13 protein-coding genes are annotated in these 16,858 nt (G+C 65.0%); 6 read left to right on the forward strand and 7 right to left on the reverse strand.

Features of this window, described 5'->3' with window-relative positions:
• Window positions 1-38 precede the first annotated feature (38 nt).
• Entirely contained in the window at window positions 39-2,339 is a 2,301-nt protein-coding gene (locus tag Q8K84_RS11770) for a Rab family GTPase (RefSeq protein WP_305282805.1), read from the reverse strand.
• Between the two features lie 117 nt (window positions 2,340-2,456).
• Here Q8K84_RS11770 and Q8K84_RS11775 point away from each other — a divergent pair, with 117 nt between their 5' ends.
• The 4 genes from Q8K84_RS11775 (at window position 2,457) to Q8K84_RS11790 (ending at window position 9,541) form a co-directional block, all read left to right on the forward strand.
• Window positions 2,457-2,708: a hypothetical protein gene (locus Q8K84_RS11775; RefSeq protein ID WP_305282806.1), complete on the forward strand. Its 252-nt coding sequence runs from the start codon at window positions 2,457-2,459 to the stop codon at window positions 2,706-2,708.
• Between the two features lie 1,003 nt (window positions 2,709-3,711).
• The gene (locus Q8K84_RS11780) at window positions 3,712-4,848 is read left to right on the forward strand and encodes a DNA cytosine methyltransferase (protein WP_305282807.1); all 1,137 of its coding nucleotides are present in this window, start codon (window positions 3,712-3,714) and stop codon (window positions 4,846-4,848) included.
• Entirely contained in the window at window positions 4,845-7,760 is a 2,916-nt protein-coding gene (locus tag Q8K84_RS11785) for an ATP-binding protein (RefSeq protein ID WP_305282808.1), read from the forward strand. The genes Q8K84_RS11780 and Q8K84_RS11785 overlap by 4 nt, the downstream gene beginning before the upstream one ends.
• Window positions 7,757-9,541: a response regulator receiver domain gene (locus tag Q8K84_RS11790; protein ID WP_305282809.1), complete on the forward strand. Its 1,785-nt coding sequence runs from the start codon at window positions 7,757-7,759 to the stop codon at window positions 9,539-9,541. Before Q8K84_RS11785 ends, Q8K84_RS11790 begins: the two co-directional genes overlap by 4 nt.
• 270 nt (window positions 9,542-9,811) lie before the next feature.
• Here Q8K84_RS11790 and Q8K84_RS11795 read toward each other — a convergent pair whose 3' ends face one another.
• From Q8K84_RS11795 to Q8K84_RS11805, 3 genes are read right to left on the reverse strand one after another with little or no spacing between them, the layout of a single operon-like run.
• Window positions 9,812-10,108, reverse strand: a complete 297-nt coding sequence (locus Q8K84_RS11795) for a hypothetical protein (protein ID WP_305282810.1) — start codon at window positions 10,106-10,108, stop codon at window positions 9,812-9,814.
• Window positions 10,108-10,698, reverse strand: a complete 591-nt coding sequence (locus Q8K84_RS11800) for a HipA N-terminal domain-containing protein (protein ID WP_305282812.1) — start codon at window positions 10,696-10,698, stop codon at window positions 10,108-10,110. Before Q8K84_RS11800 ends, Q8K84_RS11795 begins: the two co-directional genes overlap by 1 nt.
• A complete protein-coding gene (locus Q8K84_RS11805) occupies window positions 10,695-11,018 on the reverse strand; it encodes a helix-turn-helix transcriptional regulator (RefSeq protein ID WP_305282813.1) in 324 nt (107 codons plus the stop codon). Before Q8K84_RS11805 ends, Q8K84_RS11800 begins: the two co-directional genes overlap by 4 nt.
• A 605-nt stretch (window positions 11,019-11,623) precedes the next feature.
• Between Q8K84_RS11805 and Q8K84_RS11810 the strand changes: the two genes are divergently transcribed.
• On the forward strand, window positions 11,624-11,890 hold the full coding sequence (locus Q8K84_RS11810; RefSeq protein ID WP_305282814.1) for an AlpA family transcriptional regulator: 267 nt from the start codon (window positions 11,624-11,626) through the stop codon (window positions 11,888-11,890).
• A gap of 59 nt (window positions 11,891-11,949) precedes the next feature.
• On the opposite strand, the gene Q8K84_RS11815 is transcribed toward Q8K84_RS11810, so the two are convergent.
• Entirely contained in the window at window positions 11,950-13,062 is a 1,113-nt protein-coding gene (locus Q8K84_RS11815) for a Fic family protein (protein WP_305282815.1), read from the reverse strand.
• Between the two features lie 957 nt (window positions 13,063-14,019).
• Between Q8K84_RS11815 and Q8K84_RS11820 the strand changes: the two genes are divergently transcribed.
• Complete coding sequence (locus Q8K84_RS11820) at window positions 14,020-14,619, forward strand: DUF4142 domain-containing protein (protein WP_305282816.1); 600 nt, start codon at window positions 14,020-14,022, stop codon at window positions 14,617-14,619.
• 65 nt (window positions 14,620-14,684) lie between these two features.
• Here the strand turns inward: Q8K84_RS11820 and Q8K84_RS11825 are convergent, their stop codons facing one another.
• Together Q8K84_RS11825 and Q8K84_RS11830 are read right to left on the reverse strand one after the other, a co-directional pair.
• Window positions 14,685-15,791, reverse strand: a complete 1,107-nt coding sequence (locus Q8K84_RS11825; protein WP_305282818.1) for an AI-2E family transporter — start codon at window positions 15,789-15,791, stop codon at window positions 14,685-14,687.
• Between the two features lie 18 nt (window positions 15,792-15,809).
• Window positions 15,810-16,808, reverse strand: coding sequence for an SDR family oxidoreductase (locus Q8K84_RS11830; RefSeq protein WP_305282819.1), 999 nt, complete (start codon window positions 16,806-16,808; stop codon window positions 15,810-15,812).
• Between the last annotated feature and the right edge of the window lie 50 nt (window positions 16,809-16,858).

Genomic DNA, 16,858 nt, shown 5'->3' on the forward strand with positions numbered 1-16,858 from the left:
CGAGCGCCGCACAGACACATGGGCGGTTTCGCGTCCGATTATGCCGTCGGGTCACCCAACCGCTTGAAGCTGCCGCCAACGGCCGTGATCGCCGAGCCGACGATGCTGGCGAGCTCATCCATGAATGCCTTAGCTTCCTGGCTCATAACGACGTCGGGCACGGGCGCCGCCGCCGCGTAGATCGCGGCGATGCGGCGCGCACGCCGGCTTGTCGACCCTGCGCCCTTCTCGGCAAACGCCTCTCGCCAAGGTTCGAGGCTCTGCCCGACAAGGCGTTGCCGGACCACCTTCCTCAAGCTCGCGGCCACCAACTGGCGAATCCGCGTGGTGGCAGGCTGTTCCTCGTCGACCTCCGGTGCAGGTTCGCTCGCCGGAGCGTCGAGATAGCGTGAGATGGCCTCGAGCAGGCTGGTCTGAAGGTCGGCGAGTGGGCGTAGGGTATCGTATTCAACGCCTTCCTCCGTGGCGAAGCGCTTGTTTAGCGCCTTGATTCGCGTCCAATGCTCCTTGCGCAGGTTCGCCTCGGATCCCAGCCCGAGTCTCGCCTGCCAAGTGCGATTAAAGCGCGCCGCGCCGCTCTGCACCGCGAAGGAAATGCCGATCGGGTCGTAGGTGATCGCGACGTCCGCGTCGGTCTTCGGTTCAGCGGCCTTGATGCACAGCTCGATGAGGCCTTTGAGCTGCCCTGTCATGTAGGTGGCTGACTTCGGGTTCATGCTGCTGAGTTTTCTCTGGGTGCCGCCGAGCATGAAGCAACGATCATCGACGCCCCTTTCCAACGTGCGGACGATCCTCCCCCCAACAGCTTCCTGTAGGCTCGACAGGGCGCTCATTACGGAGGCCATCACGTGGGCGCGCCGTTCGGTCAAGTTCCGAAGGTTCTGCCCCTTGATCTGGTCAAAGTGGGTGAAGGCGATGGCCAGCTTGTCCTCATAGCCACTAATCGCCAGGGCCTTCATAACTGACAGCGGGGCCGCCTGCATGGGTTGCTGGGCGTTGTCGACCAGAAGCACGATGTCGACGTCCGCAAACCTGTCCGTGATGTGGGTGGTCACGCTGGTGGCGTCGTCGGGCGTGTGGCCAAGCCCCTGGCCGTCGATCAACACCAACTTCGCGCCTTCCGGCATGATGTCGGGATAGAGTGGGCCCCGTACCCGGATGCCGTTGACGATCGGCGTGAGCAATCGACCGAATTGCGGCCAGTAGTTGCTGGAGAACCACCGAATGTGGCGGATGAAGTCTGTCCGATCAGCTGTCGCGTAGGCCCAGGATTGCGGCCAGCCGGACGGCGCCAGAGTGATTTGGCCCTGCTCAATGCGATCGAAGCGAGCGCGGATCAGGTCAATGACGTCGTGAACCAGATTGTGGAAGGCGTCGTGCGCGTGGAGTTCACGTTCGAATTCCTCGCCGAAGAGTTCAAGGTAGGCATCTTGGTCCTCCTTGGAAACCTGGACGTCAACGACCCCAAGGCTCTCGTCAATCTGCTCCGAAGTCTTCCGCGCAAGCGCGACGATTCGGCCCAGTAGCTTCTCAAGCGCTTCACCGTTGGCGCGCCGCTCGTCCGCGGGAACCGCGTCTTCACCTAGCAGGGCCAGATCGGGCTCATCGTCCCCGTCGTCGTCCTCGTCGAACGACAGTTCGTCGTCGTCATCATCCACACCATCGCGGGCCCAGGGGCCGAGGATGTAGCTCAGGCGGAACTTCTGATCGCGGTGGTTTAGGAATCGCTCGGCGACGCGGGCAAGGGGTTGCTGGGCGTGCGACGCCAGCGCGGCGTCGAGGATGCACTCCTCGACATAAGTCTGGACTTGGAACTCCGTGAAAAAGGTGACGATTGCATCGAACGAGCCGCTGGCGGCGATCACCTCGATGTCGGCGATGGTCGTCTTCGCTGGCGCCGTAGACGGGAATCGATCGATGTCCGGGTCCGAACCGATCAACTGTCGAAGCAGCGTCGTCTTGCCCGCACCGGTGGTTCCGACGAACAGCACCCTCGAGTACCCGGCGTCCTTCCCTGGGAGCTCCATATATTGCTCCCGCAGTTGATGATGCGGGGTAGCGCCAGCCTGCAGGTCGTCGAAGAATGCCTTGATTATCGGCGTGGCGAATTTCTTCTCCGCCTCTCCCCGCCGCGATAGACTCCACCAAGCCGGGTCACGCAGCAACTCATTCATCTGGCCGACCAATTCGTCGGCCTCTGCGGCGTCGCTGGTGCCGAGGCCGCGTCGCACTTTCAGGCCGCGCTTGCCCTGGCTGTCCTGCCGCAAAGGGTGCCGGAATGTGATCGACCATCCGGGTCTATTGGTCCGGGTCTTAGAGGCCGTCAGCGTTCTCGTCATGTTGTTCCGCGTTATCCCGAATGAGCCGTTGACTCTGGGTCCGGGCTTCGACACCCTCTCAGAGGACAACAGGGAACAACGTACCCGCCGAAGGGCGCGGATACAAGGACAGCGGCTATGGACGGCAGCGACAGTGACCAGCGTACGACTAGCAGTCACCTCGCGGCGGGGACGCTTCTGGTCTGGGAAGTCGACACCCAACGCGCTGCCAGCATGGCGGCGACCGTGGCCACCATGGTGCTCGGGTCGTCATCGATCAACCCCATCGGCCTCCGCGGCCAGAGTTGTTACTTCGACGTCATCCTTGAACGCGAGGAGAGCGAGCTGGCCATTACGCTGGCGCTGGGCGCACAGCCCCGACGCTACTAAATGGCGGCGGATTCGTGGCTGCTCCCGAAGCGAGTGCGTGAGCTACGCGTCTCCCAACTAACCAAGGCCTCCAGTCGCCGCAACGCCGCAGCAGCCCGGGCCTTTGCCGACCGCGCTCAACGGCGAAGCAGCACGTTACGGCCCGATCACCATCCGGCAGATAGCTCGATAAAAGCATAGGTTGAGAACGCCAGGATGCGGTTCTCCGGTGGCCTCGGAACGCTTGGCTTGGTGTGCTGATGATGCGTGATGACGATGTCTGCGGCCCATCGGATCAAGGTGCTGGCAGGTTCGAGACAGCGCAGGCCTTTGAGCGGAGACATCTCACGCCGAAGTCCAACGAGCTCAGGCGCTACTCGCGGGTCAAAGTGGCTCGGCTGGACGCCTCGTTGGATTAGTTTCCGCGAAGTCTCGTGGCCCTGGCGGGTGTTCCCGGCGTTTCAGGATGACCTTGAAAGGCGGGCCGGCGTCCCACGCGCACTGGCGACCTGAGGTGATCGCCATTTTCCAACAGAGGTTTTCCGGCGGGCGCCCAGTAGAGTGAGCAAGCTGGGATCGTTGTCAGCTGGAGAGACCGCTCCGCCCTCGGGCCCATTGCCAAACATGGACTTCTGTCTTGCGACACGTCGAGCATTTGTCCTGACCTTCTATAGACCCTGCGACAGGCAATGGCCGACATAGATGCAGGGAAGTCTGCGACGCACGAGGAGGTGAGCGCTTGGCTCGAGCGATGGGGTCAACCTGGTGGGCCCGGCCCAGCACCTCGGCCTTGGCTCGATAAGGATCGTTGAGATAGACGTCGGGCGTAGCTCCCCGCCAGCAAGGACGCCTGGCGCCGCCTTCCAACTTGTAGGCTTGACCTAGATGGGCTGCCCAGGTCGGTTGGGTATCGCTTTGGTTGATTCGAAGGGGATACGCAACGCGGCCAACTATGGGCGAACTTCTTAACCTAATGCTGGCCTGGTTACGGTGCCCTCAACGAGCGCCGGAGCTGCACGACCCCATGGATCACACCCGTCGGGCCCGAATTACGATTCCCGGACGCCGCCCCGTTATCGCGGACCTCTTCGCCGGTGCTGGCGGATTCAGCTTGGGCGCCTATATGGCCGGCGCGGATATCGGCGTCGCCGTAGAGAACAATAGGAACGCAGCAGAGACTTACAGGCGGAACCTGGTCCAGAGCCGCCTCACGAGCGCTAGGCTCTTTGATGAGGACATCCTCGACCTCGATCCCTCGGACCTAATGCGGCAGACAGGGATCGATCCCGGCGACTGCGATATCCTGCTGGGCGGTCCACCCTGTCAGGGCTTCTCGGCGCATCGCCTGAACGACGCGGGAGTGGGTGACCCCCGCAATCGCCTGCTCCTGCGCTACTTCGAGTACGTCAGGGCACTCCGGCCAGCGTTCTTCCTCGTAGAAAATGTACCGGGACTCCTGTGGCCGAGGCATAAGGACTTCGTCGAGACGTTCTATGCCACGGCCGACGCTGCGGACTACGGTACGTTCCAGCCCATTTTGCTGAACGCGTGCGACTACGGCGTTCCACAGAACCGCCGTAGGGTCTTCATCCTGGGTTATGATCGCAGACGCACAGACGCTCCGACCTGGCCGCCAGCGCCGACTCACCAGGCGCCCAGCCTCACCCCGACGGGGGCTACCTGGAAGACGGCCGCGGAGATTTTTGCGACACCCGCGCCGCGAGGCGACATCAATGACGTGCATATGAACCACGGTGCCACCCTGCTAGAGGCCTTTGCGCGGACCCCCCCCAATGGCGGATCACGGAAGGATTCTGGTCGGGTGCTGCCGTGCCACGCCGAGCATCGAGGACATCACGACGTCTACGGGCGCATCGATCCCGCGCGGCCGGGGCCCACCATGACCACGGCGTGTATCAATCCCTCCAAGGGCCGCTTCGTGCACCCGACCGAACACCACGGGATTACACTGCGCCATGCCGCGCGCTTCCAGACTTTCCCCGACTGGTACACCTTCGAAGGCGGACTGATGGCGGGAGGTGTGCAGGTCGGAAACGCTGTGCCGGTGGACATGGCGCGAGTGCTCGTCGAACCGTTGGTCCAGGCAGCGCTCGAGCTCCGCGCCGCCGAGACCGTCGCGAGGGACGGCACATACGGATGACACGCGAGGTCAGCTTCCAGACCCGAGCGCGGACGATCGACCACCTGGGCCGCGGTCAGATCGCCGACGCACCCACCGCAGTCTCCGAACTCTGGAAGAATGCCTACGACGCCTACGCATCGCGGGTCTCGCTTCACGTCTTCTCGGGAGCCCCCGCGATCGCAGCCATCTTCGACGACGGCTTCGGGATGTGTCAGCGTGACCTGCTGGAGCGGTGGCTAGTGATCGGCACCGAGTCCAAAGTCGAGGACGCTCTCGCCGGTCCCGATACGCTGGGCCTGAAACATCGTCCGCGCCAGGGCGAGAAGGGCATCGGGCGGCTCTCGGCGGCCTTCCTGGCGCCGGCGACGATCCTGCTCTCGAAGCAGCTCGGCGGCGGCTTCGCGGCGCTGCTGGTCGATTGGCGGCTGTTCGAGAATCCATTCCTGGCCCTCCAGGACGTTCGGCTGCCCGTCGCGGAGTTCGATACGGCCGACGAGGTCCTCGAGGGGCTGACCTCGATGGTGGAGGTCCTCCTCTCAAATCTCGAACCTGGGCCGGATGGTTCGGATGACGAGGGGCGCGTCGAGGCGTGGCGGCGCTACGCCGCCTACGAGCTCAAACTTGAGCAGCCGCAGACGGCGGAGGCGATCCGCCGAACCTGGTCCCAATTCCCGCTCGGCCAGCGGCACCTCGAGGAATGGCCGGTCTTCGTGGGCTTGGCCGACCACGGTACCGCGATGTTCCTGGTGGGAGTGAACCGCGAGCTCGACGTCCTGGTCCGCCCGTCGGACCTGTCAACCGAGGCGAAAATGGTCAAGGACGACCTGCGCGAGACGCTGATCGGATTCACCGATCCGTTCGCAGAGCCTCGACCGGACTTCGACTACGAAGTGTGGGCCCACCATGCCGACGGCGCGAACGAGTGTGTCATATCGGCGGATGCGGTGTTCGGCGCTGGCGATTTCGCGGGACTGGAGCACTCGGTCGAGGGGGTATTCGACGAGAGCGGTGTCTTCAGCGGCCGCGTTGTCGCCTTCGGCCGCGACCTCGGCATACAGAGCTTCGTGCCGCGTGAGCCGCCGCCGTCGTCGCCCCGCGATCGCGTGGGCAGCTTCCGCTTCTGCATCGGCACGTTCGAACAGGAGCTTCGCCGGTCGACCCACGACGAGCAGGTGCATGCGGGGCTCATGAAGAAGGCCGAGCAGTTCGGCGGCATCAACGTGTATCGCGACGACCTGCGGGTGATGCCCTATGGTCGGGAGGACGCGGACTTCCTCGGGATAGAGGCACGGCGCGGGCGCCATGCCGGTCGCTACTTCTGGGCCCATCGGCGAAGCTTCGGGCGGATCGCCTTCCGCCGGGGCGAGAATCCGAACCTCCGCGACAAGGCGGGGCGCGAGGGCCTCGTTGACAATCGCGCGCGGCGTGAGCTTCGCCGCATCGTCACCGACTTGCTGGTCGACTTCGCCGCCCGGTTCTTCGGCACCGACTCCTCCTACCGGAAGGACCTCCTCCCGGAGATTATGGCGCGCAACGCCGCAGCGAAAGCCGCGGCGGACAAGGCCCGGACCAATCGCAGGAAGGGCATCCGGCAGTTCCTGCGGGAGCAGCAGGCACCTTTGGACGACGCGCTGCAGCGGCTCGAGTCGCTCCAGTCGCTGGCTGAGTCGGTCCGCGAATCTGGGGATCAAGTCGAGGCGACTGTTATGCAGTCGCGCTATCACGACATGCTCGCCGCGCGGGATGGACTTCGGCCTCCGGTGGTGGCGTCGAAGCTCGGCGAGCTCGAGGCCGACTACCGCGCATATCGGGACGGCTACTCGACATTCACCGAGCGGCTGAGCGACCTGGGACGCGTCACCGCTGAGGTCGAGGCCGTGGTCGGCACAATGTCGCCAGCGGAGGCCCTGGAGCGGAGCTTCGCACGGCACGAGGAGACTCTCGGACGCCGGCTCGACGCCTATGACAGCTCCATCGGTCAGGCTTTGGGCCAGCTTGGCAACCGCTGGCGAGAGACGATCACGGGGGAGCGCAGCGAGTATCGCCGTCGGTTCTCCCACTACATGTCGGGGCAGCTCGAGAGCCAAGGACTGCTGGCCGCCCTGAACTTGCTCGACGCCGGGCGCGCGGAGATGGAGGAGGAGTTCGCTGGCCGCTATCCCCCGCTCCTGCGGGCGCTGCAGCAGCTGCGGGACGGGATCGACCTCGACAGCGCCTTCGCGGCCACGGAGGACGACCGGGCAGAGCTCGAGGATCGCCTTCGTGACCTGCACACCGTCGCGCAGGTCGGCGTTACGGTGGAGATCCTCGGCCATGAGCTCGAGTCCTTGGAAGGAGAGGTGCGGCGCAACCTCGGCAACCTGCCGACGGAGGTCAGGGCATCCACGGCGTTCCAGCGCGCGATGCATGCCCACGTCGCGCTCGCGGAACGGCTGCGCTTTCTCTCGCCGATGAAGGTGGCGGGCTACCGTGCGAGGGAGACGATCACCGGCGCCGACATCGCGGACTACGTCGGCGAGTTCTTCGAGAAGGTGTTCCGCGATCAGAGGATCGACTTCACGGCGAGTGCCGCCTTCCGCGATGTCCGGATCGTGGACATCCCGGCCCGCATCTATCCGGTGTTCCTGAACCTCGTGAACAATGCCGTCTACTGGGTGTCGCAGCGCGAGGAACGGCGCATCCGCTTGGACTTCGTCGACGGAAAGGTCGTCATCGCCGACAGTGGTCCGGGTGTCGATCGCGATGACGTCCCCAGCCTCTTCGACCTCTTCTTCACCCGGCGCAGCTTCGGTCGCGGCGTCGGCCTCTATCTCAGCCGAGCCAACTTGGCGCTGGGCAATCACCGCATCCGCTATGCGACAGCTGAGGATCCGAAGGTCCTCGACGGCGCAAATTTCATCATCGAGTTCCGAGGGGTTGAGCCGCAATGACGGATGCGTACGAGGGCGCGATCGTCGAGACGTTCCGCAGGAACGCCCTGCGCACGGCGCACATCATCGACGACTGCTTCCCGACCTACGGCGAGCTGGCCGAGGGCGAGAAGGCCAAAACCAAGTTCAAGGAATGGAAGCTCGCCACGGAGCTCTATGATCTGTTCCGCGCGAACCAGATCCCCTGTGATGTCGAGAACACCGTCAACTCCATTCAGGAGGACGTGGAGCGGATCCGGAAGAGCGACCTCATCGTCCTCGACTACAATCTTCGGCCCATGGACACGCGGCTCTCGATCTCGCTGGTCCGATCCCTGGCGAGAACAAAGCACTTCAACACCATCATCGTCTACACGGCCGCCGACGACCTGCACGAGGTCTGGCTGAATATCGCGATGGCGCTTCGCGGCGGCTGGGCGCGTGCGGCGGATGAGAGCGGCCCCGAGGCTCGCCTGGAAGGGCTCGAAGACGAAGACAAGAAGTTCCAACCGCCCTCACGCGAGCTGATGGCCGACCATATCGTGGGGCGGTCCGTTCCGGTGCATCATACCGGCGAGTGGAAAGCCATCTGTGACGAGGTCGCTGACCGAGACCTCACGAAGGAGCAGCGGCTCGAGGTCGTGGACGCCCTCGTCAGGCGTGAGGTTCGGAAGATGCTAAAGGACGACCAAGACAGCATCCACGCCGAGGTCCACAGCGTCGACGGTCGGTGGAAGAAGGACGGGCCGCTCTGGCTGCAAAGCGGCAATTGCTTCGTCGCGATCATGGGCAAGCCGACCTCTGACGGTCGGTCTGTCGCGCCCGACAAGCTGTTCGACGCGCTCGACGCGGCCCTGTGCGACTGGCGGCCTAACCTGCTTCAGATCATCGTCTCTGAGATCCAGAACATCCTGGAGTCGGACGCTATCGCGACACACGAGCTGCACCTCCGCGATCCCCACACCCAGGTCAGCCTCAGTTATTTCCTCCTCCTCGCGCTGAGCGGCGGGGCTCCCCCGCGGGACTCGCTCGACGGCCCGATCCATGCCCTGCTCGACAAGCTCGTGGAGGGGGTGCGCCAGAGGCTCGTCACCGATCGCGATCTCAGCAAGCTCGCCGGTGACCTCCTGGCGAAGGAGCTCGAGCGTCTCGAGATCCCCGACTACGGCAATGATCGAAGAGCGCGACGGACCGGCCTATTCAAGAAGGCGCAAGAGATGGCGGGTCGGGAAGACGAGCTCGACGCCCTGCAGGCGCTTCTTAAGCTGAACGCGTTCCTTTCGTCCGAGCCGTTCCGCGGGCAGCTCACGACCGGGACAGTCTTCGAGAGCGGCGGAGTCCACTGGGTCTGCATGACGCCGTCCTGCGACATGGTCGATCGCCCACCCGCCGACGATCAGGATTGGTTGAAGCGGCTTCATCCGATGAAGCCGATCGTCGCCATCCGCCTGAAGTCGAAGGACGCGCCGAAGGGCCTGAAGGAGGCGGAGAACTCGCGTAGCCTCTTCATCCGCAAGGACAAGGTGGTTCACGTCTTCGACGTCACCTCCGACGTGGGCAGCCAGAACTACGAGTTCATTTACCTCCGTGGCGGTCCCATGGTCCTCGATGAGGAGACCCCAACGTTCGAGGGCTTCAGGATGTGGAGGGACGAGAACGCCGTTGAGCTGCCGGCGACGCTTCAACCGATCACGTACAGGGTCGTTGGGCAGGTGCGCGCCGACTACGCCAGCCGCTTCCTCCAGCAGACCGGCGCCTGGCTCTCACGGATCGGCGTGGACTTCATCCGTTCCGCTAACTGAAGCTTACCGAGACGTCGCCTTCGCAACCGGACCGATCGACATGACGCCCCTGGAGCGGCGCTGGCCAGGTCGACATCCTCCGGGAGGACCTGACCCCCGTTTCTCATCCAGCGATAACGAGAGGCTCGGGTTAATTTTGACCTTGGTTGAGTTGGCTGGCAAGAGGCCGGTGCGAGGAGTGGCGAGGATGGATTGGGAGATGTCAGGTTCAATTTGGTCCATGGATTGAGAGACGTTCAAGCTCAGCCTTGCTCGCGAAACGAACTGCGCTCACCGGAAGAGCCCCGCGACCGCCTCTTGCGCTGCTAACACCTCGCCCCTGGACCGGCTGGTGACCCCAGCCTCGGTCGCCAAGCGCCCCCACTCGGCGACCGCGGCACGGACCTCCTCGACAACCACATCGATGACCCGGTTGGATAGGCCGTGGCGGCGACCAAGAGCCTGTACGTGCTCTCGCGTGGGGTTTCGGCCTTCGCCCTCGATGTCGAGATAGTGCTCGCCGCCGGGGCCGGCGGAATAGGTGAGGTCATAGGCCGGCGCCAGGCGCCATTGGCCGTGCTCGTCCATCAGATAGCTGTGCTGGCGGGTGCGGTCTCCCCTTCGGCGACCGAGATCCGCCCTTGTCCGTCGAACCCCACATGGATCTTGGGCCGCGCCCCGCCCGAGCCGCCGCCCAGGGTCGCGAGCGTTGCGGCGAGTTCGCCCTCGTCACCGGCCAGGAGGGCCTGGGACTCTTTGGCCAGGGCGTCCAGGTCGAGACTTTGCACCTCTGGAGGCGGCGCGGTGGCAGGCCTGTAGGTCAGCGCGCCACGGCCGCCGTCGCCCACCAAGGCCAGGCGATCGAGGGGCGTCAGGGCGTCTATGTTCACGCCTAGCCGGCTCAATCGCCGTCGCATGACCAGATGGCCCCAGCCTTCGGGCAAGCTGTCGGACAGGAAGCCGTGCAGTCCGTCAAACTCACGACTACGGGCGGGATGGAGTCCTGGCTGCGGTGGATAGAGGAGGCCCGACACAGGCAGGTCGGCCGCGATCATCTCCGGTGACCACTCGAGCTGCGCCAAGCCGTCGGCCATCGCCAGGCGCCCGACGGGGGAGCCGGGGGCGTCCTCCTCGAAGCACAGGCTGGCGGCCAGCGGAGTCCCGGGAACGAGCCTCATGATTTGCCGGTCCTGGTCCGCGGAGCGCGCGTGCGGGATGGGCGCTTCGCGGTGAGGGCCTGCCGCGCCAGAAGCTCATCCAAACTGGCGGCGGCCGGCAGGGGAAACAGCGCCTCCAGGCCTTCGTCGCATCGCAGCGCCACAGCGGCCTTCACCATGTCCTCCAAGGAGGCCTGGCCCCCATTCTCCAGCCGGCGCCAGGTCCGATAGGCGACACCGGCCCGCTGAGCGGCGTCGACCTGCGTCCAGCCCAAGGCCACACGGCGGGCCTTGAGGCGCCCCGCGAGGGAGTGCAGAAGTTCGGTCGGGGTCTGTAGCATTGTCCATATGTGGCCGATTCAGTCAAGGAAGCCAAGTTAAATGGCCAAAATAGGAAGATGGCGAGATCCTGCGGCGGGTCGGGTGCAGCTATTGTTTGCCTCTGTCGGAACGCTCTGAGCCCCGCCCGATCGGGTACCCGCCCTGCGAACCGATGCTGCGACCCGCCGCTCAACCCACTCGGTGGCGCGTCCACGGCCTGGCCAATCAGCCGCCGCAACAGCAGCGCTCGGCCGCCCTCAAGCGCGGCCACCGCAGCGAAGCGGTCGGCGAGGTCGTCCGGGAGGCGGAGGTTGATCACAGCCACGGCGCAGCCCTGTCATACAACGGCGCCGCTAGGCCTATCCTGCCCTAGACAGCGACCCACGCAGACTGGCTCATTTCGCCCGGGTTCCTCGATACGTAAGCTTACGGGCCCTCGACTCGCCGGCGCACGCAACCTGCCCACTCAATGTCGCTGGCATCTGCCCCCACCGGCTCGCTGCGCTCGCCGCCCGGCCGAGGTCTGAGAACGCGCACACCGTAAGCTTACGGACCGCGCGCGTGAGACCGGCCTCCTACGGTGCGACAGGGGGCGCGGCTCCGGCTTGGCCGGAAGCAGGGTGAGATGGCGATGGTCACGGCCCCGCCCTGGCCGGTATTCATGCGGACCCGTGAAGTGGCCGACTTACTGGGCCTGTCTCCCCGCACCCTGGAGAAGCACCGCACCAGCGGCACCGGACCCAAGTTCCGCAAGGTGGGCGGCTGCGTGATCTACGCCCTGTCCGACGTCGAGGCCCGGACCGACGACGGCGCCACCTTCAAGACCGATGGGCGTCGCACGCGTGGTCTCGACCCCTGGGCCAATGCGACCCAACCCGACCTGCCGTTCTAGACGGGCCGCGCGCGCCGAGGTCCGCTGGATCACGCGGCGCGAGGCATGGCGACGCTAGCCTATCGCGCGAGGTCCACGAGGACATAGCTGGTGCTCCGTCCTCCGCCCGGCTCCTTGGCGAGGATGCCCCGGTCGACAAGGTCATTGATGTCGCGAAGGGCGGTGTCGGGCGAGGTCTTCGCCAGGGCCGCCCATTTCGAACTGGTGAGCTTGCCTTCGAACCCGTCGAGCAAGCGGTTGATGACCTTGCGCTGGCGGTCATTGAGCGCCTGCCCGGCCAGCGCTTCCCAAACCCTGGCCTTGGCGAGGACTGCGCTCAGGATGGTCTCGGCGCCGTCAAAGGCTCGCTCCAGACAGAGCAGGAACCACGCCAGCCAAGCGGTGATGTCGAGATCGCCCTTCTGGGTGGATTCGAGGAGGTCATAGTAGGCCTTCCGCTCCAGCTGGATCTGCGCCGACATGCTGTAGAAGCGCTGCGGACTGCCCTCGGAGCGGGCGAGGGTCATATCGGCGATGGCTCGCGCGATACGGCCGTTGCCGTCTTCGAATGGGTGGATGGTGACGAACCACAGGTGGGCGACGGCCGCCTTCAAGACGGGGTCGATCGTGGCGTCGCCATCGAACCACGACAGAAAGCCATCCATCTCCTCCGAGAGCCGTTTGCCGGCCGGCGCTTCGAAGTGGACCTTCTGGCGGCCGTAGGCCCCGGAGACGACCTGCATCGGATCAACCTCGGCCGGCCTCCAGGCCCCGACCGTGAGCTTCGAAACACCGCTGTAGCCTGTCGGGAACAGGGAAGCGTGCCAGCCGAACAGTCGATCGACCGTGAGGGGTCGGGCGAAATTCTGGGTTGCGTCGAGCATCATCTCGACAACGCCTTCGACGTTGCGGTCAGCCTCGACGGCGCCGCCGGCGTCCATGCCCAGCCGCCGCGCGATCGACGAACGAACCTGGTCCTTGTCGAGGATTTCGCCCTCGATCTCGCTCGATTTGATGACGTCCTCGGTGAGGGTTTCGAGCAGGGCTTCGGCCCGCAGTTCGAACCCGAGGGCCTCCATTCGGCCGAACAGTCGGCCCTGACGGTAGCGAACCGCGCTGAGCTGTTGGAGCAGCGCGTCCGTGTCCCACCGGAACTCAGGCCAGTTCTCCCTCTCATGGATATAGCCAGACATCATATTCCCCGCATTTTATGCCGGGAACATACACCGCAATCTCCGCACAGCAAGGTTATTCACCGCACATTATGCAGAGATTAAGCGCGGTATTCGCCGCATCGGCATGTGCGAATGTCCGCGCCCAATGGCCTCACGAGGCTGAGGTTACGATCACTTCCGGATCGTCGTCTAACGGCGTGCTGCCATCTTCGGCCCCTTCTGTTCGAGCGAAGGAATTCCGGCTCCAGGCTTCAGGCGAAGAATTGGCGGGCGGCTCCAGCGAGTCGCCCGCCCTCTGCAGCCCGCAACAGCCCGACAGACGGAAAATGACCGGGGCTCAATTCAGTCGGAGCTTCTCCCGCAGCCAAGCCTGAATGACCGGCTCGATGGATTGCCTCAGTCCGTCATTGGCATAGCCACACCAGTAGACGGGGCTTTCAACATCACACGTTGCATCCAGCTCGCGGCCATAGCGGTGTCGCGTCGGCGCACCGTGACCGACAGGGCCCGTGCGAGGGTATCCTGTGCGGGCCAGGTGGATTGGCTCTCACCGAACATGTGGGTCAGGTGGCAGGGGAGCAGCTTGGCGAGCTGTCCGAGGTCTGGATCCACAATGACGCGCGCCTGCCAGGAGAGCTACGCTGCGGTGAACGCGCGGCTGTCCAACTGCGGGCTCAAGGTGCAAAGCCCCCATGATTCGCCAGGATGAGGGGGCCAAATCGGTTTGCAGCCGCCCAAAAATCTCTAACGAAAACAAACCCCCCCGGAGGGGGTGGTTTGCAACTTTCCTCAATCAAATCAACGAAAAACGTCAGCCTACGAATCTGAGGGTCGGACGTTCGAATCGTTCCGGGCGCGCCATTTCTCTTCCAGAGCGGTTCAGGTCTCGGCCTGCGGGCGGGCCGGGAGTCAGGGTTTGTGGAACCCATCTGAGCCCCCACGGATTTTCCCTCGATCAACTGAGGGAGCTCAAACATGAAACGTTATCTGATCGCGACCGCTGGCGCGGCCGCCCTGCTGGGGCTGGCGGCGTGCGGCGACCAGAATGATGGGACGACCGTCGGCCAGAGTGAGCCGGTGAACGCCGCCCAGGACGCCACCTCTGCGGTGGTCGGACAGACCTCGGCGGCGACGCTCGGGGCCAACACCCTGGGGGGCTATGTGAGCAACGCCGCCATCGGCGACATGTACGAGGTCGAGGCCGGCCGCATGGCCCAGGAGCGGGGGAGCCGCGCCGAAACCCGGGCGCTTGGCGAGATGCTGGTGAGCGACCACACGGCCGCCTCTGAGCGAATGGCGGGTCTCGCCCGGGCGGCGGGTGAAACCCCACCCACCGAAATGGACGAGCGTCGCAAGGGCCTGCTGGACAACCTCCGGGCGGCTCAGGGCGCGGAGTTCGACCGCGTCTTCGCCGAACAACAGGTCGCCGCCCACCAGGAGGCCCTGACCCTGCACGAGGGCTTCGCCGACAATACCGACCACCCGACGCTGGCGGCTCACGCCCGGGAGACCGTTCCCAAACTGCAGGCGCATCTCGAACGGGCCCGCGCCCTGGAGACAGCGACCGCTCAATAGGCTTCGCCCTGTTGAAAGAAGGGGAGCCCGCCGCGCCTGCGCGGCGGGTTTCTTCGTGCCTGTGACTATTCGCCGGGCACGTTGGCTGGCTCGCCCAGGGTGTTGCGGATGTAGAGGATCTTCACCATCACGAAGAGCACCACCAGCAGGGGGGCGGCGAAGACCACGCCCAGGGGGCCAAACAACACCCCGAAGCCGAGCACCGAGAACAGGGTGAGGGCCGGCGGCAGGTCCACCGCCTTCCGCTGGATCAGCGGATAAGTCAGGTTGCTCTCGATCTGCTGGACGATGATGTAGACCAGGATGGTCCAGACCACCATCATCGGCCCGTCCTGCAGCGCCAGCATCACGGCCGGGACCACAGACACAATGGGCCCGACGATCGGGACAAAGGCGGCGATGGCGGCAAACAACCCCAGCGCCACCGGCGAGGGCAGCCCGATCATCCAGACTCCCAGACCGGTCAGGACCCCGACGATGGTCATCGAGACGAATTGGCCCAGCAGCCAGCGCCTCAAGACATTCCCACTGACGTTCATCGCGTGGCGCACCGGTTCCCGGGGGCCGGCGGGCACCAGGCTGAGCAAGCCATCGCGCGCGGTCAGGGGACTGATCGCCAGGTAGATGCCGGCGAAGATCACCACCAGCAGATTGGTCAAGGCGCCGGCCGCCGTCATGGCGAAGCCGCCAACCTGGCCAAGGATGCTCTGGATTGGGCCTGCGGCGCTGCGGGCCGACTCCATGTCGAAATTTTCGAGCTGGGCGCTGATTTCCCCGGCGAGGGGCAGTTGAGCCAGGCGCGCCTGGAACTCCTCAGGGGACTGCGGAAGACTTTCGATCAGCTCCTGAATCTGCTGGGTCACCGTCGCCCCGAACAGCCATCCCGCGCCCGTCAGCAGCGCGATGATGATCAGGCCTGCCGCCAGCAGGGACAGGCCCTCGGGCAGCGGCGTGAGGCGGTGGATGGGATTGGCGAGGCTGCGCAGCAGGACCGCAACCAGTATGGCCCCGAAGACGAGGAGCAGGACGTCCAGCAGCTTCCAGGCCACCAGGAGAACTAGGCCGACACCCACCAGGAACAACACCCGGCGTACGAAGACAGGGGAAAGAGCGGCGGCGACAGCCCCGTTTTTCGCCGGGACCGGTGTGGGGCGCGCTTCGGTGTCAGCCAAGGTCTAGCCCCTTTGCGATCAGTACCCGCCGATGATCGGCAGGATTTCACCGGTGATGTAGCTCGACATCTGAGGGGACGCCAGAAAGACGAAGGCCGGCGCGATTTCCTCAGGTTGAGCCGGCCGTCCCATAGGAACCCCGGATCCGAACTGGGTCACATCCGGGCGATCGGCGGGATTCAGCGGCGTCCAGACTGGACCGGGCGCCACCACATTGACCCGGATCCCCCTGGGGATCAGCTGGGCCGAGAGGGAGCGTGCGAAGGCGTGCAGGCCGCCTTTGGTCATCCCGTAGTCAAGCAGTTCCCCCGAGCCCTGCAACCCGACCACTGAGCCGGTCATCAGGATGGCAGACCCTGGCTTCATATGCGGAACCGCCGCCCGGACCAGATAGAAGCCGCCATAAAGATTGGTCTTCAGGGTCCGGTCGAAGTGCGCATCGGTGATCTGTTCCAGATCGTCGGCGTGTTCCTGGAAGGCGGCGTTGTGGACCAGGACGTCGAGGCGGCCGAAGGCCTCCAGGGTCTTGTCCACAGCGTGGCGGGCATAGGCGGGATCGGCGACGTCGCCGGGCAGCAGGATGGCCCGGCGCCCCTCCTTCTCCACCGCGGCCTTGGTGACCTGGGCGTCCTCGTCCTCATTGAGATAGCCGATGGCCACGTCGCAGCCCTCCCGGGCATAGAGGACAGCGACGGCCCGGCCGATGCCGGAGTCCGCGCCGGTGATCAGGGCCGCAAACCCCTCAAGCTTGCCGGAGCCCTTGTAGAAGGGGGCGTCGTACATCGGCTCAAGCTTGAGGTCCGCCTCAAGGCCCGGCTTCTTCAGATGCTGCTGGGGAAGCGGCGGAGCGGGGTATTCTCGGGCGCCGGCCTGCATGGCCTTGGGCTCATCTTCAGAGTCGCCGGCCTTGGCGTCATGGCGATCAATTGTCTTCTGAATGTCCCGCTCGTCGCGGGCGACGCGCTCGGCGTCTTCTCGAAAGCCCTCGTCGGGGGGTGTAGCTTTGTCGTCGGTCATGGCGGGTCCCTCTCTGACGAGGCTCCAATCCGCAGGCGCGCCAGAGAGTT

Origin of the sequence: Phenylobacterium sp. (assembly GCF_030679875.1) — a bacterium.
Classification (GTDB): Bacteria; Pseudomonadota; Alphaproteobacteria; order Caulobacterales; family Caulobacteraceae; genus Phenylobacterium.